The sequence below is a fragment of the Sphaerisporangium sp. NPDC051017 genome (assembly GCF_040683095.1).
Classification (GTDB): Bacteria; Actinomycetota; Actinomycetes; order Streptosporangiales; family Streptosporangiaceae; genus Sphaerisporangium.
In genome coordinates, this window is record NZ_JBFBCI010000005.1 from 110,433 (window position 1) to 128,557 (window position 18,125).

General features: G+C 69.6%; 17 protein-coding genes, 1 tRNA gene and 1 riboswitch. Of the genes, 8 read left to right on the forward strand and 10 right to left on the reverse strand.

The window, feature by feature from the left end:
- Positions 1-1,897: 1,897 nt before the first annotated feature.
- Positions 1,898-2,638, forward strand: coding sequence for a sulfotransferase family protein (locus AB0M95_RS06920; RefSeq protein WP_363760584.1), 741 nt, complete (start codon positions 1,898-1,900; stop codon positions 2,636-2,638).
- Between the two features lie 1,032 nt (positions 2,639-3,670).
- Positions 3,671-4,819, forward strand: a complete 1,149-nt coding sequence (locus AB0M95_RS06925; protein WP_363760587.1) for a PLP-dependent aminotransferase family protein — start codon at positions 3,671-3,673, stop codon at positions 4,817-4,819.
- Positions 4,820-4,953: 134 nt separating this feature from the next.
- Here the strand turns inward: AB0M95_RS06925 and AB0M95_RS06930 are convergent.
- From AB0M95_RS06930 to AB0M95_RS06940, 3 genes are all read right to left on the reverse strand, one after another.
- Positions 4,954-5,030 (reverse strand) — tRNA-Lys (locus AB0M95_RS06930).
- A gap of 179 nt (positions 5,031-5,209) precedes the next feature.
- Positions 5,210-5,848, reverse strand: a complete 639-nt coding sequence (locus AB0M95_RS06935; protein WP_363760592.1) for a hypothetical protein — start codon at positions 5,846-5,848, stop codon at positions 5,210-5,212.
- Between the two features lie 301 nt (positions 5,849-6,149).
- A riboswitch (cyclic di-AMP (ydaO/yuaA leader) is annotated at positions 6,150-6,290 on the reverse strand.
- Between the two features lie 178 nt (positions 6,291-6,468).
- Entirely contained in the window at positions 6,469-7,308 is an 840-nt protein-coding gene (locus AB0M95_RS06940) for a LysR family transcriptional regulator (RefSeq protein ID WP_363760596.1), read from the reverse strand.
- A 94-nt stretch (positions 7,309-7,402) separates the two neighbouring features.
- Between AB0M95_RS06940 and AB0M95_RS06945 the strand changes: the two genes are divergently transcribed.
- Entirely contained in the window at positions 7,403-8,125 is a 723-nt protein-coding gene (locus tag AB0M95_RS06945) for an SDR family oxidoreductase (RefSeq protein ID WP_363760815.1), read from the forward strand.
- 475 nt (positions 8,126-8,600) lie between these two features.
- Here the strand turns inward: AB0M95_RS06945 and AB0M95_RS06950 are convergent, their stop codons facing one another.
- Both AB0M95_RS06950 and AB0M95_RS06955 read right to left on the reverse strand, forming a co-directional pair.
- Positions 8,601-8,999 (reverse strand): OsmC family protein, encoded by a 399-nt coding sequence (locus AB0M95_RS06950; protein WP_358512063.1) that lies wholly within the window; start codon positions 8,997-8,999, stop codon positions 8,601-8,603.
- Between the two features lie 29 nt (positions 9,000-9,028).
- Positions 9,029-9,304, reverse strand: a complete 276-nt coding sequence (locus AB0M95_RS06955; protein WP_363760599.1) for a hypothetical protein — start codon at positions 9,302-9,304, stop codon at positions 9,029-9,031.
- Positions 9,305-9,541: 237 nt separating this feature from the next.
- Between AB0M95_RS06955 and AB0M95_RS06960 the strand changes: the two genes are divergently transcribed.
- Positions 9,542-9,919, forward strand: a complete 378-nt coding sequence (locus tag AB0M95_RS06960; RefSeq protein ID WP_363760602.1) for a phage holin family protein — start codon at positions 9,542-9,544, stop codon at positions 9,917-9,919.
- 124 nt (positions 9,920-10,043) lie between these two features.
- On the opposite strand, the gene AB0M95_RS06965 is transcribed toward AB0M95_RS06960, so the two are convergent.
- A complete protein-coding gene (locus AB0M95_RS06965) occupies positions 10,044-11,054 on the reverse strand; it encodes a LacI family DNA-binding transcriptional regulator (protein WP_358512055.1) in 1,011 nt (336 codons plus the stop codon).
- Between the two features lie 178 nt (positions 11,055-11,232).
- Between AB0M95_RS06965 and AB0M95_RS06970 the strand changes: the two genes are divergently transcribed.
- Both AB0M95_RS06970 and AB0M95_RS06975 read left to right on the forward strand, forming a co-directional pair.
- Complete coding sequence (locus AB0M95_RS06970) at positions 11,233-12,135, forward strand: amidohydrolase (RefSeq protein WP_363760605.1); 903 nt, start codon at positions 11,233-11,235, stop codon at positions 12,133-12,135.
- Positions 12,132-12,641, forward strand: coding sequence for a cysteine dioxygenase family protein (locus tag AB0M95_RS06975; RefSeq protein WP_358512050.1), 510 nt, complete (start codon positions 12,132-12,134; stop codon positions 12,639-12,641). Before AB0M95_RS06970 ends, AB0M95_RS06975 begins: the two co-directional genes overlap by 4 nt.
- A 28-nt stretch (positions 12,642-12,669) precedes the next feature.
- Here the strand turns inward: AB0M95_RS06975 and AB0M95_RS06980 are convergent, their stop codons facing one another.
- The gene (locus AB0M95_RS06980; RefSeq protein WP_363760608.1) at positions 12,670-13,740 is read right to left on the reverse strand and encodes a glycerophosphodiester phosphodiesterase; all 1,071 of its coding nucleotides are present in this window, start codon (positions 13,738-13,740) and stop codon (positions 12,670-12,672) included.
- Between the two features lie 120 nt (positions 13,741-13,860).
- On the opposite strand from AB0M95_RS06980, the gene AB0M95_RS06985 reads away from it, so the two are divergent.
- On the forward strand, positions 13,861-14,904 hold the full coding sequence (locus tag AB0M95_RS06985; RefSeq protein ID WP_363760818.1) for a LacI family DNA-binding transcriptional regulator: 1,044 nt from the start codon (positions 13,861-13,863) through the stop codon (positions 14,902-14,904).
- 234 nt (positions 14,905-15,138) lie between these two features.
- Positions 15,139-15,735 carry a TetR/AcrR family transcriptional regulator gene (locus AB0M95_RS06990; RefSeq protein ID WP_363760611.1) on the forward strand — a complete coding sequence of 199 codons (597 nt, stop codon included), beginning with the start codon at positions 15,139-15,141 and terminating at the stop codon, positions 15,733-15,735.
- A gap of 84 nt (positions 15,736-15,819) precedes the next feature.
- On the opposite strand, the gene AB0M95_RS06995 is transcribed toward AB0M95_RS06990, so the two are convergent.
- The 3 genes from AB0M95_RS06995 to AB0M95_RS07005 form a co-directional block, all read right to left on the reverse strand.
- The gene (locus AB0M95_RS06995) at positions 15,820-16,182 is read right to left on the reverse strand and encodes a hypothetical protein (RefSeq protein ID WP_363760614.1); all 363 of its coding nucleotides are present in this window, start codon (positions 16,180-16,182) and stop codon (positions 15,820-15,822) included.
- Positions 16,183-16,320: 138 nt separating this feature from the next.
- The gene (locus AB0M95_RS07000; protein ID WP_358512029.1) at positions 16,321-17,196 is read right to left on the reverse strand and encodes a carbohydrate ABC transporter permease; all 876 of its coding nucleotides are present in this window, start codon (positions 17,194-17,196) and stop codon (positions 16,321-16,323) included.
- Complete coding sequence (locus tag AB0M95_RS07005; RefSeq protein ID WP_358512027.1) at positions 17,193-18,080, reverse strand: sugar ABC transporter permease; 888 nt, start codon at positions 18,078-18,080, stop codon at positions 17,193-17,195. Before AB0M95_RS07005 ends, AB0M95_RS07000 begins: the two co-directional genes overlap by 4 nt.
- Between the last annotated feature and the right edge of the window lie 45 nt (positions 18,081-18,125).

Here is an 18,125-nt window from a genome sequence, read left to right on the forward strand (position 1 = left end):
GTCGCCTCTAATCCGGGATCGACCCCACCTACTTAACCTCAATAGGGGATGTCCGAAAACCGGCGTCCATGACGCTCGCGGCGCGCGCACACGGCGCGCGGGCGTCCCCGGGTCGCGATCCGGGCGACATTCCCCGAGGTCGCGATCAGAGCCGGGTCCGAGGCTCCACGGTCGCCGCGTTCACGACCGTCCATAGGAGGACGTTCCAGGTGGCCGCCCCTTTTTGGCCATGACCTCAGGGCCGGGCCGCATTCCTGGGCGGGCGACGCGCGGGTACGGAATCGATCAAGCGACCTTGGCGACATGTGCCAATATGTTCGATCATGGCACCGATATCCCAAATTGCGCTTACTGGGGGTTCCGCCGCCCGGACGTGTCCCCGGGCGACCATGATTTACGGCGCCCGCCCCGCCCGCCTCGCACGGCGAGCCGCGTGAAGGCCGTACCGCCGACCGGCTTCTGAACATGGCATTCCACCGTACGACTCCCGTACGGTCCCGGCCCCACCGGCGATGCCCGCCGCCCACAGGCCGGTGGTATCGGTCCGCGAACGCGGTCCGCCTCCCCACGAGAACATTCCGCCACCCCAGTGATCCGACCTCTGCCCCCTATGCGCCGGCCCCCATCCCACCACCTCGCCGCAGGTCGTACCACGTACGAATGCGCACGTCGACGAGCGCCCACACCGCGCATTCCCCGCACCGCGAATCGGACACAGAGGATTCCGCGCCATGAATTCCTAACCCGTTTCGACCGTCCAGGCGACCGTGCCCGGCGATCTCCCCGATTCGGTTCGCCGGTGTGCACGCCGCCTGAATACGGAGGACCCGAACCCGGTCCACCGCCGAAAACGGACGGCCTCACCACCCGTGCACGCAGGCATGGAGAGGAATGCGACGCGAGGCCTCCGGCCGTCCGGCCTGAAATCCTCCTGACAAATGAGCGGCCTTTTTCCCAGGGCGTCCGAAAATGATTCCCCGGCGGAACCGGCGGCCGGCGGCCTTCCGAGTTCTCCGGGCACCGTCACACCGATTTCCGCGAGGCATTCGCAAGGTGAACACGGGCGCGAACGGAGGCGCACAGAGTAACGGAATTCACGGCATCCGCGAGCCACCTCCGCCGACGCCGTTCACGGCATCCACCCATTCACCGCTCCGGCCGCCCCCGAAACGCCGTCGCGCTGAATCCAGAGCATTCCGCCGAACCCGGCGGCGCGCCGGCGGCGGGCACCGTGCATCGTATTCCCGGCATGAACGGCCGAATACGACCGCGCGTTCCAGGCGAATGCGGGGACGCGCAGGACGACGCGATGAGCCGGTCCGTTCCGCCGTGCGGGAGCCGCCCGGCGGGAGATGTTCTCCGGAGACGCGGCGCGTGTTCACACCCGCGACGGCGACCGTCCGCGAGAACGCGCGAAGATTGCCGGCCCCGCGTCCGCTCGGATTGCCGGAGGCATTGCCGTGTACACGCGCGAACAGCCCGCGTAATCGCCACGAGGAGGCCCGGGTAATCGCCACAAGGAGATGGCCCTTGGCCTATCCGGCGCAATGTCCGGGGAAACCGGTGCCCGCCGGGCAGGCAGATGAGCATTCGGCGTCCTGATCCCCGGAGACCGCGCCGTACCGGGCCCGCCCACCGAATTCCGCCAGGCGTCCGCGCGGGATACGGAAATCGGCGGATCCGGACCCGGCCGCCTCCTTCCAAGCCACGCCCACCAGGCACGGACAGGCGAGTCTTCGCAGGTCATGGCGTCATGGCCCAGCCATCCACGCTCTCACGCCGGGCTCGCGTGAAGCGCCGATCGGCGCACTCGAACCACCCGCGACCCACATGCGGAAATCGACGGCGAACCGTCATATCCTTTCCGCACGACCACGAACAGGCGGAGGCCAGCGTAATGAACGACGGAACCCAGGAAGCGCCCCGGATTTTAGCATTGTGGAGCGCGCCGCGTTCCCGGTCGACCGCATTCCTGAGAATGATGGCCGCCCGTGGCGACTACACCGTGGTGCACGAACCGTTCTCGCATGTCGCCGATTTCGGCGAGGCGCAGGTGGGCCCCTTCACGGCGCGCACAGAAGCCGAGTTGATCGCTACCCTGCGTGAGCTGGCCGCCCGCGAGCCGGTCTTTTTCAAGGACACCACGGACTTCCACTACCCCGGGCTGCTCGCCGACGAGCGCTTCCTCACGGAGGCGACCCACACCTTCATCATCCGTCACCCCGAACAGGCCATCGCCTCCCACTTCAAGCTCAACGCCGACCTCGGCCGGGACGAGATCGGGTTCGCCTGGCTCGCCGAGATCTACGACGCGGTCGCGGCCAGGTCGCAGACGCCTCCCGTCGTGATCGACTCCGAGGACCTGATCGAGAACCCGGTCGGCACGGTCAAGGAGTACTGCGCCCGCGTCTCGATCCCGTTCGTCCCCGACGCGCTGAGCTGGCAGCCCGGGGTGCGCGACGACTGGCGCAAGACCCAGCGCTGGCACGAGTCGACGAGCCGCACCGACGGCTTCGTCCGCACCGCCGGCACCGACACCGACTTCGTCCGCGACAACCCGAAACTCGCCGCCTACCTCGACTACCACCTCCCGTACTACGAGCACCTGCACGCCGCGCGGATGCGCGTGCCGAACTGACCAGCAGGCCCGGCCGGCCCGTGCCGAACCGCCGCGCCCGCAGAGTCGCCCGGTGCGGTGTCCACGTGCGATCGCCGGGCCGTCTCCTTCCCGCTCACCGCGGTCCTTTGATTCGGCGACGGGTCGGCGGGGTGTGGAACGGCGAATCCTGCGCCGCCGTACGGGGTCATCCGGTCGCCGTTCGCGGCCCTGTGGCGGTGAGCACGCCTGCCACAGGGTCTCCAGCCGGTTAGTCGGGAATTCGTTTCCCCCTCCGGCGCGGCATCCGGGCACCTGGGCGAACACAAACCGAATTATGTTCAGTTTCGCCGTCAGTGGGGATTGGCCCGCCCGTCATCGCCCACTTGCTCCCCCTCATTCGCCTTTCTTCCGATCGCACAGATCACCCGCCCACAGGGCGTACACGCTCCACCGCCGTCCGTCCAACCGCCCGCCCATGACTGGTCCGCTGACCAGTGGTCGAGGGCCGTTGTGGAGCCTGTGCAGCGGAAACACCACCACCCCCGCGCCGGGCATATCGCACCGGGCATATCGCGCCGGGATGGTCCGCTCTCACGAAGTCAGGCGGCGGGCGATTCCCGGGCCTTCAAATGAGGGCCTGGACGGCTCCATTCTCCCGCCCCTCACAGGCACGCCGCCGCACCGCGCCCCCGCCCAATGAGCACCGCGCCCCCGCCCAATGAATTGACACGACCACGGCCCGCCAGGAAGCCCCGCGATGCTTCCGTCTCGCCACCATGCCGATTTCCACGCTGTGATGCCCAATAGACACGGCACGTCGCCGCCCTGGCGGTTCGCTCCCGCATCGTCCCTCGTCTTCCCACCATTTCCCGAGCCCTCCTCACATTCCGTGACACCGCGCCGATTCCACTTTCCCCTGCTGATCCCACCTATACGTGCGCATGGTGGGGTGAGCGCGCGCGGCGGGGCCTTGACTGCGGCGGAGCGTCCCCGATATGACTCAGGTGATCACTCTGCTCCCGGCGGCCACCACCCGCCGCCGGCCGCCGTCCACGAGATTGGGCCCGGGTCATGCAGGCACCGCGACAGCTTCCGCCGATGTGGACACCGGGCATCGTCCAGGGCGTTCCCCCGGACGGAGTCCTCGACCTCGCGGACGGGTATCTGGACCCCGAGCTGCTCCCCACCGGGATGATGGCCAGCGCCTACGCCGAGGCGCTGGACGAGTACGGGCCCGCGGCGCTGACTTACGGGGCGAACGCGGGGGTGGCGCCCCTGCGCGGCGCGCTGGCCGAGCGGGCGAAGGCCGCGGGCGGATACCCGTGCGGGCCCGAGAACGTCCTGATCACCGCCGGGACCTCACAGGCGCTGCACCTCCTGGCGACAAGGCTCGGCGCGCCGGGCGACGTCGTGCTGTGCGAGTGGGCCAGCTACCACCTCGCCAAGCGGATCTTCTCCGACTGCGGCTTACGGACCGTGCCCATCCCTGAGGACGCCGAGGGTCCCGACCCCGCCGCGCTCTCTGACCTGTTGCTCGACCTGCGGGCGGACGGCGACCGGGCGGCGTTCGCGTACCTCATCCCCACCTTCCACAACCCCACGGGCCGCGTGATCGGCGGGCGGCGACGCGCCGATCTGCTGGAGGTCGCCCAGGATCACGGCCTCCCGATCGTCGAGGACGACGCCTACGCCGAGCTCTGCCTCGACCCGATCGACCTGCCCGCCCCGCTGGCGGCGATGGCCGGGTACGACGGGGTCGTGCGGCTGTGCAGCTTCGCCAAGACCCTCGGCCCCGGCCTGCGGCTCGGCTGGATGCTCGCCGACCCCGCCCTGGTCACCAGGCTCGCCGGCGAAGGCCTGCTGTCCAGCGGAGGCGGCGTCAACCACCTCACGTCCCTGGCGGTCACGCCTCTCATCCAGCACGGCGCCTACGACCGGCGCCTCCTCTGGCTTCGCGACCAACTGAAGGCCAGGCGCGACGCCCTCGTCTCCGGCCTGCGCGCGGGAGGAGCCGACGCCTTCGCCGTCCCCCACGGCGGCTTCTTCCTCTGGCTGCACGGCCTGAACGCCCAGGCCATCGAACCCACCGGCGTCCGCGCGATGGACGGCGCCCTCTTCGGCCCCCTCGCCGAGCCGGGCCTTCGCCTCAGCTTCAGCTTCAGCTCCCCCACGGACCTGGAAGAGGCCGGCCACAGACTCGCCTCGGCCTACCGAGCCTGACAGCCAGGCGGTGTTACCGCCGCGTTGCCGCACCGGCCCACCGCCAAGGGTGTCGCGCCGGTCCTTTACAGGCCCGGAAATGACTGTGGGCACCCTCCGCCAGCAGAGGATGCCCAGGTCATCGGCATTAACCGTGGTGCGCCGCCAGGGACTCGAACCCCGGACCCGCTGATTAAGAGTCAGCTGCTCTAACCAACTGAGCTAGCGGCGCATTGACTACGGCGACTTTAGCAGCACCCGCGCGGGTGCGCACATCGAGTGGACGGCGTATCCGGTGGCTCGCGGTGGCCCAGGCTTCAGGGGGCCGCCGCTCTCAGCCTCGCCCTTCGCGTCCGGGACCGACCTACCGGGGTCTTCGTGACGGGGGCCTCACGCCGAGGGAGTCGTGGCTCAGTCGCCGGCCAGGACGACCGGGGTGCGCGGCGGAGTGGCGGGGTGGTGGTCGTAGGACGCCCAGGCACCGCTGGAGAAGGGGACGGGGAGGTTCTTCTTGCCCTTGCCGTCGCCCCACTTGGTGACCACGTAGTCGACCTTGATGTGTCCGGCGTCGAAGCCCTTCACCGTGAGGGTGGAGTCGCTGAAGGTGCCGCCGGTCAGTTCCGCGAAGGTCTTGCCGTCGATGTCGAGCATCACGCCGCTGCTGGAAGGGATGCCGGGGCCGCGGTCGCCGATGAAGAAGGGCGCCTTCTTTCCCTTGTACATCACGTATCCCTCGGTGCCGAGCGGCCAGCTCGGGCTCGCGAAGAGCCCCTTCTGCATCGGCTTGCCGATCGCGGGCATGCCCGTGTCTCCCATACGGCCGGAGGCGTCGTCCCAGAAGTACGAGGCCTTCGTGGATCCATGGAGAAGGACGGGCTTGCCCTGGAAGGCCGGTTCGGTGACCGCGCCGTCGGCGGGCACGGGGGCAAGGACGCTCTGCGCGTCGGCGTCGGCGATGGCGGTCGCGCCGAAGGCCGTCACCGCGGCGAGGCAGGCGCCGGCGATGCAGGAAGCCGGTCGCCAGGTGGGGGGGACAGCGAATGAAGTCATGGGGAGGTCGGATCTTTCATCAGAAGACAAGGACCGCGACTCCGGGCCGAGGGCGGCACCGATGCGGGAGTGGAAGGCGCTGTCTGATCACTGGATCGGCGAGACCATGTCAATCGCCGGGATCCGCGCGTTTCCGTGCTAGTGCAGAAAGTTGTGGCGTCAACCACCACGTCACAGAGGGCGAGCTACTCGCCCGGTGAGACGGCTGCTCCGAGCCGATTTGTCCGCCGCTTCTGACGGCGAGATCCGGGGCTTAGGGTAGCCCGGGGGATGGGTGCCGCGGAGTGGGGTGCTCCACTCGATCTCCTCTCCAATCACGCCTACCGGGTTAGCTGACGGGTTCGGGATTGGAGTCGCTCCCTACCGCTCGCGCGGATTCACCCCAAGGACTTGGGTCCCCGGTTCCCCTCGGCCCCGTTGCGGGCTTCGGAGATTCGACGTTCGGGGCGGCGGCCTTCGGGCTGAAGACCAGGTCACCGCCCGTCTTGGGTTAAGACCTTACCCACCAAGTCAGGACAAAGCCAACATTACCCCTCGAAAGCATTAGAAGATCTACCTTTCCCACCCAAACCTCGCGTTTCAGACATGGATGGGTGACACTACGGGCACAGAACAGCCGGTCAAAGACGTGTTGCCACGCGGATCAGGTCGGCGACTGCGCGAAGCCGGCTCTGCGGCGGCCAAGCGATCACCGTTGTCACGGGCGGGGCATCCAGGACCGGAACGGCGGCGAGATCCCGGCGCAGGTCGGTGCTGGTGGACTCGGGCACGATCACGGTGGTACGGCCGAGCGCGATCAGCTGGAAGAGCTGTGTCAGGTTCCGTACCTCTGCCCCTGGTCCCTCCGGGTAGTTGCCGCCAGGACCGGGCCAGCGAGCCATCGGGAGTTCCTGCAATGCGGTGACCTCGGCCATCCGAACCTGAGAGCGGCCGGCAAGTGAGTGAGAGGTGGGCAGGATCGCCACCTGTCCCTCGGTATACAGAATTTCGGTGTCGAGTCCGACCGTCGAATCGAATGGCAAGTGCAGCAGAGCCACATCGGCTTGCCCGTTCTGCAGCAATTTTTGCTGCTGATGCGCCTCGCAGAGCAACAGATCGACGGTCGCTGCGCCGGGCTCCGCGCGGTAGGCATCGAGCAGTTTGGCCAGCAACTCGCCGGCGGTGCCGGATTTGACGGCGAGGACGAGGTGGGGGCGCCTTTGCGCAGCCTGCTGAGTACGCCGCTCAGCTGCGGCCACCGCGCTGAGGATCGCGCGCCCCTCCGACAGAAGCACGGCCCCGGCCTCGGTGAGCGTGACCTTGCGGCTGGTGCGCTCCAGCAGCGTGACGCCGAGCTCTCGTTCGAGCCGGGCGATGGCGCGGGACAGGGGCGGCTGGGCCATCTCCAGACGCTGGGCGGCCTTGCCGAAGTGCAGTTCCTCGGCGATCGCGACGAAGTACCGCAGCTCGCGTATCTCCATGGATTCACAGTACGGTCGATTGATGTCGCTCGGATATTGCCGCAGTACCGAGATGGTGTTGGTGCCTGATCGAAGTGCAGCCATGCTCGGTGTCATGAGCGAGAAGACGATCGCACTGGTCACCGGCGCGAACAAGGGAATCGGGTACGAGATCGCGGCCGGGCTGGGCGCATTGGGCTGGAGCGTCGGTGTCGGCGCTCGAGACGAGCGGCGCAGGACGGACGCCGTGGCGAAACTGCGCGCGGCAGGTACCGACGCGTTCGGCGTGCCCTTGGACGTCACCGACGACGAGAGCGTGACCGCCGCAGCGCAGCTGATCGAGGAGCGAGCGGGACGCCTTGACGTGCTGGTCAATAACGCCGGCGTCGCAGGCGACTGGCCAGAGGCACCTACGACCATCGACCTGGAGACCGTGCGGCGGCTGGTGGAGACCAACGTCATCGGCGTCATCCGGGTCACCAACGCGATGCTGCCGCTGCTGCGCCGCTCGGCGCACCCGCGGATCGTCAACCAGTCCAGCCATGTCGCCTCGCTGACCCTGCAGACCACACCCGGTGTCGAGCTCGGGATCAGCGGGGCTTACTCACCGACGAAGACCTACCTCAACGCCGTCACCATCCAGTACGCCAAGGAGCTGAGCGGCACCAACATTTTGATCAACAGCGCCTGCCCCGGCTACGTGGCCACCGACCTCAATGGGTTCCGCGGTACTCGGACCCCTGAGCAGGGCGCGTTGATCGCCATCCGGTTGGCGGCTCTGCCCGACGACGGGCCCACCGGTCAGCTGTTCGACGACGATGGCGTCGTGCCATGGTGATGTTCTGACGTGTTGCTGCTGGGCTGCGGCTCAACGCGCCCCACCAGCGCCCGGTGAGCAGCCGTCCCCCACGGCCTGAGCTCGTTCTTTCGCCTCCGGCCCGTACGTGACCGCCCGGATGGGGAATCGGCGGCTCCTGGAACGGTACGGAGGAGAGATGTGTCCCGTGCGCGGGGGTGGGTGGGGACAAGTCGGGGCCGGGCAGTCCCCCGCCTGCCCGGCCCCGATCTCAAACGGTCCAGCGCCGATGCCTTCCCCCAAACGCATCGGGCGGTCCCGCTGAACGGACGCGGTCCCCCACCGCGTCCTTTTTGAGAAAAGCTCTTGTCCGCACCCTTGCGGGTGCCAGGTCCCATCCCTCTTGACCTGCCTTAACACTACATACGGGGGCCTGAGCTGCTCGTCATCGCAGGGTATAGATTCGGTCTAAGTCCCGGGGTTGACCGGGTACGGATGGACCCGCAGGCGCAGGCGGCTATTCGGGCAGTTCGACCTTGACCTCGACGCCCTGCTGCAGGGTGCGGCTGACCGTGCAGTGCCGCTCGTGGACCCGCTGGGCGACGGCGCGGAACACTTCGTCCGCCTCGGGGTCGCCTTCGGGAAGCTCGACGTCATAGGTCACCGTCACGGTGCCGAGCATGTTCGATTCGATCTTCGCGGCCTCGACGGTCATCGCGAGCCGGACGAGCCGGTGCCCGCGCTGGGCCGTGAGCGGCTCGACCGTCACGATGTTGCAGCCACCCACCGCCGCGAGGAGCAGTTCGACAGGGGTGAAGACCCCGTTCTCGTCCCCGCCGCCGATGGCGACCCGCGCTCCGCGGTCGTTGCTCGCCACGAAGCCGTCTTCTGTACGCTCCACATTCACCGTTGCCATGGATGGAGCCTAGAGCCGACTCCGACGTGTCAGGCGTCCGGGTGCTTGGCGAGGTAGGCGATGTAGACCGGCCGCAGCGCCTCGCCGAGCTCGCCCTCCCCCGAGGCCATGGCGTCGCTCAGCAGCGCGGACACGCGGCTGAGGTCGTTGGCCGACTCGTCGGAATGGCCGCTCGCGGCCTCGGCCGCGGGGATGACCTTCAGCAGGTCCCACAGGAAGCCGAAGTCACCGTGCGCGACCGCGTAGCGCACCGCCCTGTCGTGAAGCTCCTTGGGCGGCAGCGACTCCAACTGGTCCCGGTCCATTGAGTATCACCCCCTTTCACCCCTTTCCCCGCGATCAGGGGGATATGCAGATCACCGCAAAGAACGATCACCCGCCGATGTTCGCCCCGCGTCCCCCGCCGGTCAAGGGCCGATGAAGAGATCGGCCAAGGGGCCGGTCAACCGGCACGCGCCGGGTCCGGAAAACACGGCCGAGCTGGGGCACCCGGGCCCTCCAGCCCTACCGCTCCCAGGGCAGGTCATGGGAACATCACCTATGTGAAGATCATCCTCAAGATCCTTGTGGTCGCGGGCGCGCTCTGGGCCGCCACCCGCCTGATCGACGGAATCACCGTCGCCCAGACCACCACCACCAAGACGGTGGGCACCCTCGTCGCCGTCGCGCTCATCTTCGGCATCGTCAACGCCGTGCTGAAGCCGATCATCAAGACCATCGGCTGCGCGTTCTACGTACTCACTCTGGGCCTGTTCGCCCTGGTGGTGAACGCGCTCCTCCTGCTGCTCACGAGCTGGATCGCCGAGCAGCTCACGCTGCCGTTCCGGGTGGAAGGCTTCGGGGCGGCCTTCCTCGGCGCGATCGTGGTGGGCGTGGTCAGCTGGATCCTCGACATGCTGCTCGGCCTCAACGAAGACTGAAACGAAGACTGCACGAAGACCAGAGGAAGACCACAGCAAGACCGCGCGAGGACCGGACGAGAACCGCACGACAACCAGACGAAGACCGGTCCGAGACTCGACGAACACCCGGCGGCGGACCGTCTCAGCGACGGCTGAGGACCGAACCGCGTTCGCGCAGTTCGGGGGCCTGGATGATCCTGCGCCTGCGCACCTGCCCGTCCGCCGCGGCGGCCACCAGCCGGACGGCGGCGCGGACGATGCCGTCGATGTCCCAGTTCACGGTGGTGAGCCCGGGGGTGAGCAGGCCGGACATCGGGTGGTCGTCGTATCCCATGATCGAGACGTCCTCCGGCACGCGCAGGCCGGCCTCCGCGGCGGCCGCGTAGACGCCGTAGGCGATGAAGTCGGAGAAACAGAAGGCCGCGGCCGGGCGGGAGGCCCCGGAGAGCAGCGCGCGGGCCGTGTCGGTGATGGCGGGCAGCCCGTGCGGGGCGTTGACGACCTCGATGTCCAGCCCGAGGCGGTCGGCCTCGGCGATCACGTGCAGGTCGGCGGGGCGGTCGGGCGTGCTGGGCCGGGTCGGGGTGAGGACGGCGATGCGGTGGTGGCCGCGGTCGCGCAGGTACTCCAGGGCCAGCGTGACGCCCCTGCGGTTGTCGAAGACCACCTCTCCGGCCGTCTTGGCGTCGACCAGCGCGTCGCCGATCGCGACCACCGGGACCGTCTCGGCGAGCTGGCCCCACATCTGCGCGGCGGGGTCCACCGGCTGGACGATCATGCCGTCGACGCGCTGGTCGCGGAGCTGCCGGGCGAGGGTGCGCTCGCGGGCGGGGTCACCGGCGGCGTCGAGGATCAGCGCGTAGCGGTCCTTGTCGCGCAGGGCTCTGCCGATGCCGACGGCGAGCGACTGCTGCCAGAGGTCTTCGAGCGAGCCGCACAGCAGGCCGATCATGCCGGTGCGGCCGCTGGCGAGGGCGCGGGCGATCGGGTCGGCCTCATAGCCGAGCTCGGCGGCGGCCTGACGCACGCGCGCGATCGTCTCCTCGGAGACCTGCATGCCGCGCAGCGCGTACGAGACGGCGGCGGGTGACAGGCCGGTCGCCTGGGCCACCTCGCGGATCGTCGCGCGTTTGCGCGGCTGGGATCGCGACATCACTTCAGCTTATGCGGAAACCCCGGCGCCCGAGGGCATCCGGGCGCCCGGTGGTGTTGACGCGGCACGGGTGAAGCGGTTCACTGAATCGTATCACTGAAGCGTTTCACAGCATCCCAGAGGCAATGCCGACAATATCGATAGGAATTGTCGGATACAGTGGGCGCAAGGAGGTGACATGGGCATCGACGTGCATCAGCACATCTGGACGGCCGGGTTCGTCGACTCGCTGCGCGGTCGCGCGAAGCCGCCGTTCCTGGACGGCTGGACGCTGTACCTCGACGGCGAGGCGCCGTACGAGGTGAACCCCCGCGACCACGACCTGGACCACCGGCTCGCCTTCAACCGCGAGCACGACCTGGACCTGGCCCTCGTGTCGCTGTCCAGCCCGCTCGGCATCGAGCACCTGCCACCCGAGGACGCCTGGCCTCTGATCGACGCCTATCACCAGGGCGCGCTGGAACTGCCCGCCTCTTTCCGCGCGTGGGCCTCCACGTGCGTCGCCGAGATCGACCCGTCCCCGACCGCCAAGGCCCTGGACTCCGGCTTCGCCGGGCTGCAGCTCCCCGCGACCGCCCTGCGCGACGCCGCCGGGTACGCCCGCGTGGCGCCGCTGCTCGACCTGCTGGAGGATCGGGACCTGCCGCTGTTCGTCCACCCGGGCCCCGCCGCGGCGTGCGACGACGCCCCCGGCTGGTGGCCCGCGGTCGTCCCGTACGTCCAGCAGATGCACGCCGCGTGGTACGCCTTCCGGGCGTTCGGCCGACCGAGGCACCCCCGCCTGCGCGTCTGCTTCGCCCTGCTGGCCGGCCTCGCCCCCCTGCACGTGGAGCGCTTCATCGCCCGGGGCGGCTCGTCCCGGGGCACCGTCGACCCGGACGCGTTCCTGGAGACCTCGTCCTACGGCCACCAGGCCATCGACGCGATCACGCGGGTGGTCGGCATCGAGGTCGTCGTGCTCGGCTCGGACGCGCCCTACGCCTCCCCGCCGCGGACGCTGCTCGGCGAGGCCGCCGACCACACGATCGCGGTGACCAACCCCGCACGCCTGCTCGACACGAAAGGAGCCGTGCCCAGATGAGCTGGGAATCCCTGCCAGAGCGATTCCTCGACAAGCGCGAACTTCGCGCCCTCGTCGAAGACCTCGCGGACCGGCCGGACCTGTGGTCACACCACATCGCGTTCGGCGAGACCGGAGAGGCCCGTCATTACGCCTCCCTCCACCGCGACTCCTTCGTGGACATCTGGGTCATCTGTTGGCGTCCCGAGGACGACACGGGCTGGCACGACCACGACGTGTCGTCCGGAGCGGTCCGGGTGATCGCCGGCACGCTGCTGGAGTCCAACCCTCGCATCGGCGGCGCGCACGTCGAGACGCTGGTTTCGGAGGGCGAGTCGCTGGCGTTCGGGCCCGAGCACATCCACCGCATCAACGGGCAGGCCGAGCACAGCGTGTCGATCCACGCCTACTCTCCCCCGCTGTGGCGGCTCGGGCAGTACTCGATCAGCGAGGACGGCGTGATGCGCCGCGCCTCGGTCAGCTACGCCGACGAGCTGCGCCAGGTGGACGCCGAGGCGCTGGTCTGAAGCTCTCGGGGCCCCTCGGAAGGCACCGTCACGTGAGGGCGTCGCGGGCACGGCTCGCGACGCCGGGGTCGTCGGTGAACACGCCGTCGACCCCCAGCCCGTACAGGCGTGTGAGCCACCCCGCGACGTCGCCGTGCTCGGCGGCGTACCCGGGGGCCTTCGGGTCCCCGGTGCGGAAGCCCGCGGGCAGGTAGGCGTTCTCCGGCCGGACGGTCCAGACATGGATGGGCAGGCCGGCGCGGTGGGCGTCGGTGACCAGGGACGTCGGCGCGCCGCGCCCGTCGTCCCCCGGCACGACCAGGCGCACGTGCACGCCGATGCCGTCGGCGTACCCGGCGATCTCGCGCAGGCCCTCGGGCGTGGCCAGGTCGCGGTACGTGCGCGGGTCCCCCGCGACGACCAGGTCGCGGGGAGCGCCGGTCGCCTCCATGAGCTGGATCAGCCGCAGGCGCGTCGTGCCGCGCAGCGCCCGCAGGTTGGCCGTCTCGAACGACTGGATGAACACCGGGTCGGTGCGTTCGGTCCAGCCGTACTTCGCCAGGGTGGCGAGCATCGGCTGCTCCAGCGGGAGCTCGATGGACGTGAAGTACCCCGGGTGCTTGGTCTCGGGGTAGACGCCGACCCCGGCGCGCCGGGCGAGGGCGACGATCTCGTCGAACGTCGCGATCGTGGACGTGCCATCGAATGCGGCGCTGCGGGGACGCAGCTCGGGCAGGCGCTCGACGGCGCGCAGCGTGCGCAGCTCCTCCAGGGCGAAGTCCTCGGTGAACCAGCCGGTGAGCCGCCGCCCGTCGATGGTCTTGGTCGTCCTGCGCGCGGCGAACTCCGGGTGCGCGGCGACGTCGGTGGTCTGGGAGATCTCGTTCTCGTGCCGGGCGACCAGCACGTGGTCCTTGGTGGAGACCAGGTCGGGTTCGATGTAGTCGGCGCCGTCCCGGATCGCGGTCTCGTAGGAGGCCATGGTGTGCTCGGGACGGTACGCGCACGCGCCGCGGTGCCCGATGACGAGGGGATGAGGGACGGGCCCGGACCCGCCGGGCGCCGCGACGCCGCCCGACAGGGAGACGACGCCGGCCACGATCCACGCAAGAGCGATCACGCTGCGATGTTAAGCCAGGTCACGGCCGCGTCCTCGTCAACGACACGTAAAGAGCGGCGGCCCTCAGCGGTCCGCGGGCGCGACTGACAACGTTGTCAGGCCTCGCCGAAATGCGGGATGATGCAGACCGTGGCAGAGACCAGGCGCGGGCGTCCCACCATGAACGACGTCGCCGCGGCGGCCGGTGTCGCGCTCAAGACCGTCTCGCGTGTGGTCAACGAGGAGCGCGGGGTCAACCCGGCCACGGCCGAGCGCGTCCGGCAGGCCATCGCCCTGCTCGGATACCGCCGCAACGACGGCGCCCGCGTCCTGCGCCGGGGCCGCACGGCGAGCATCGGGCTCGTCATCGAGGACGTCGCCGATCCGTTCTACTCCCTGCTGAGCCGGGCCGTCGAGGACGTCGCGCTCGGCAACGGCTCCCTGGTCTTCACCGGCTCCTCCGGCGAGGACTCCCTACGCGAGCGCGAGCTGGTCCTCGCCTTCTGCGCCCGCCGCGTGGACGGGCTGATCATCGTGCCCGCCGGGGACGACCACGACTACCTCGTCCCCGAGTTGACCGCGGGCATCCGCGCCGTCTTCGCCGACCGCCCCGCCGGGCCGGGGCTGGAGGTGGACACCGTGCTGTCCGACAACGCGGGCGGGGCCAGGGCCGCGACCGCCCACCTCGCCGCCCACGGCCACCGGCGCATCGCCTTCCTCGGCGACAACGCGGCGATCTTCACCGCCGAGGAGCGACTGCGCGGGTACCGCGAGGCGCTCGCCGCGGCCGGGCTGGCGTACGACCCGGCACTGGTCGCCATGGGCGCCCCCGACCAGGAGCGCCTGCGCGCCGACCTCGCCCGCCTGCTCGCCCTCCCCGGCCCGCCGACGGCCCTGTTCACGGGCAACGGCCGCACCACCGTCACCGCGCTCCGCGTCCTCGACGCCCTGGACGCCCGCCCGACCGCCACCGCGGGCATCGCGATCGTCGGCTTCGACGACTTCGAGCTCGCCGACCTGCTCAGCCCGGCCGTCACCGTCGTCGCCCAGGACCCGGCGGGCCTCGGGCGCGCCGCCGCCGAGCTCCTCTTCCGCCGCCTGTCCGGCGAGACGGGCCCCACCGAACGCCTGCGGCTGCCCACCCGCCTCGTCGCCCGCGGCTCGGGCGAGCTGCCGCCCTCCTGATTCCTCCGTGCGGCCCTCGTGGGGCACGGGGCTGGGAGCCGTTTGGGGTGTGCGGACCGGTCCGGGTGAGATCGTGTTGACCCGTACGCCCTGAGGGCCGAACTCCTCGGCCGGCGCCTTCCCGAACGCCGTCTGGTCGCCGCGGCACGGACGGTCACACTTGCAACATTCACGATGCAAGTCGCCGTCCAGTCGTCTCTTTCCAGGTACTGTTTCTCTGGGAAGGAGACTCGCGTGGAACAGCAGGGCCGCCCGCTCCGTGCGGACGCGCAACGGACCGTACGGGCGATCCTCGAGGCCGCGGAGCGCACGCTCGGCAAGAACCCGGCGGCCTCGATGGAGGAGATCGCGGAGGCGGCCGGTGTCGCAAGGACCACGGTCCACCGTCGCTTCGCCAGCCGGGACGCCCTGGTGGACGCGATGACCCGATGGGCGGCCCAGCAGTTCCACGCCGCCGTGCTCGCGGCCCGCCCCGACAGCACGCCACCCCTGGTCGCCCTCTACCAGGCCACCGCGAACGTCCTGCGGGTGAAGATCGGCTGGGAGTTCGCGATGAGCCGGTCGTCGTCCGATCCCGACGTGGAGCGCATCCACGCGGAGGTCCGCGAGGTGTGCGCGCGGTTGCTGAACCGGGCCAGGGACGCGGGGCTGCTCCGGGCCGACGCCGACCTGGAGTGGGCGCGCCGTTCCTACTACGCGCTCATCCACGAGGCGATGCGGGACGGATCCGAGGGCGGCGACGCCGACGCGCTCGCCACGCTCGTCGTCGACACGCTTCTCCATGGCGTCGGAGCCGGCCCCTCCGGTCTCACGGGCACGGTCTCGCCATAGCCTGACGCGGTCGCGACCGCCCGCCCCGCCGCGGAGTTCCTCAAGCGCGACGCCCGGGTCCCGGAATCAGCCGGGGTCGGGGCGTCACTTCCAGACGAGGTCCTCGCCGTCCAGCCAGTAGCCGCCGTAGTCGTAGAAGTACTTCGCGGCGGCCCAGTTGCCGGTCGCCCAGCCGTCGCCGACCCGGTAGAGCCGCCCGGTGTGCGTGCGCCAGTGCGGCAGGCACGCGCTGGCGTACGTGCCCGTGGCGCGGAAGGACACATCCGGGGCTCCCCCCGGCCCGGGGCCGGTCATCTTCTCGTACCTGGCCACCGTCCCCTTGGTCGCCGCGTGACAGCTCGCCGCCCTCGCGCCGGCGGGCGTGGGGTGGACGGTGAACGAGGGTGCCATGGCGACACCGGCGGCGCCGGCGCCGGCGAGGATGGCCAGACGGGTGCGTAGGCGCATGAAAGGATTCCTTCTCGGTGGGATGCCGTTCGCTCCGAGCATGCCCACCGAGCACTTGTCACTCAAAGTAGTCAATCAGTTACTCTATGCTGCCCCCATCCGGACGCCCCCTCGGGAACACCGCCGCGTCCCGAATAGTCAGCCCTTGAGGGCGCCCGCCATCAGGCCGCGCATGAAGAAGCGGCCGAGCAGCACGTAGACGAGCATCGTCGGGACCGAGGCGAGGATCGCGGCCGCCATCTGCTGGCTGTACGGGACGGTCTGGGCGCCCGCGATGTTGTTGAGCATGACGGTCGTCGGCCACGAGGTCGGCCCGGTCAGGAACACCGCGAAGAGGAAGTCGTTCCACATCGAGGTGAACTGCCAGATGATGACGACGGCGAGGGCCGGCCCGGAGACGGGGATCACGATCGACCAGAAGGTGCGCAGCATGCCGGCGCCGTCGACGCGGGCGGCCTCCATCAGCTCGTCCGGGATCGTCACGTAGTAGTTGCGGAAGATCAGCGTGCAGATGGGGATGCCGTAGACGACGTGCGCGAGGATCAGCCCGGGGATGCCGCCGTAGATGTCCAGGTTCACCATGAGCTGGACGAGCGGGATCATCACACCCTGGTACGGGATGAACATGCCGAACAGGAACAGCGTGAACACCACATCGGCGCCGGGGAAGCGCCACTTGGACAGGACGAACCCGTTCATCGCGCCGAGCGCCGCCGAGAGCAGCGACCCCGGGATCGTCAGCAGGAAGCTGTTGGCGATGCCCGGCTTCAGCTTGTCCCAGGCCACCTGCCACGCCTCGGTCGTCCAGACCTTGGGCAGGCTCCACGCCTGGCTCGGGTCGGCCTCGGTCAGGGGCTTGAAGCTGGTGACCAGCAGCACGTAGATCGGGATCAGGAAGACCAGGACGAAGCCGATCAGCAGCACGAACCTGACGTAGACCGGCCAGCGCGGCCCGCGGACGACCTGCGGCGCCGCCTTCTGTGCCTGCGGCGGGGCCGCGACAGCGGTGGTCATGGGCGCTTCTCCCTGCGGGCGTTCCAGATCAGGTACGGGACGACGAAGACGGCCACGCTGAGCACGATGTAGGCGGCGATCGTCGCGCCCTTGGCCGGGTCGTGGGCGTCGAAGACGGCGACCCACATGAACACGGCGGGCACGTCCGTGATGATCTGCTTGCCGGACACCGAGACGATCAGGTCGAAGACCTTGAGTGAGATGTGCCCGAGGATGATCAGCGCGGACAGCGTGACCGGGCGCAGGAACGGGAAGACGACGTACCGGTAGACCTGCCATTCCTTGCAGCCGTCGACCCGCGCGGCCTCGCGCAGTTCCTCCGGGACGCCCCGGAACCCGGCCAGGAACAATGCCATGACATATCCGGACATCTGCCAGATCGCGGGGATGGCCATGGCCGCCATGCCCCAGTCCTGGCCCCGGAACCAGTCGTTCTCCAGGAACCCGAGCCCGACGCTGCCGAACAGCCGGTTCAGCCCGACCGCCTGCTCGCCCTGGCCGCTGTTCATCAGCCACCGCCATACGACGCCCGTGGCGACGAACGAGATGGCCATCGGGAACAGGTAGATCGCGCGGAAGCCGCCCTCCCCCTTGATCCCCTTCTCCATCAGGAAGGCGAGCAGCCAGCCGAGAGCCAGCGCGCCGCCCACGAACACCACCGTGAAGACGACCGCGTGCCTCACCGAGATGCCCCAGCGTTCCTGGTCCCACAGGGAGACGAAGTTCGTGAGCCCGACGAACTTCCCTGCCGAGATCTCGTCGTGCCGGTCCGTCATCGCCAGCCGGAAGTTCCAGCCCAGCATGCCGTACACGAAGACCGCGATCGCGATGATCGACGGCGTGACCAGGAGCAGGCCCGGCAGCCATCTCTTGACGCGCGACACAGATACCCCCAAGAGGCTCGCGCCCGCGCGCGGAGGCGGCGCGGG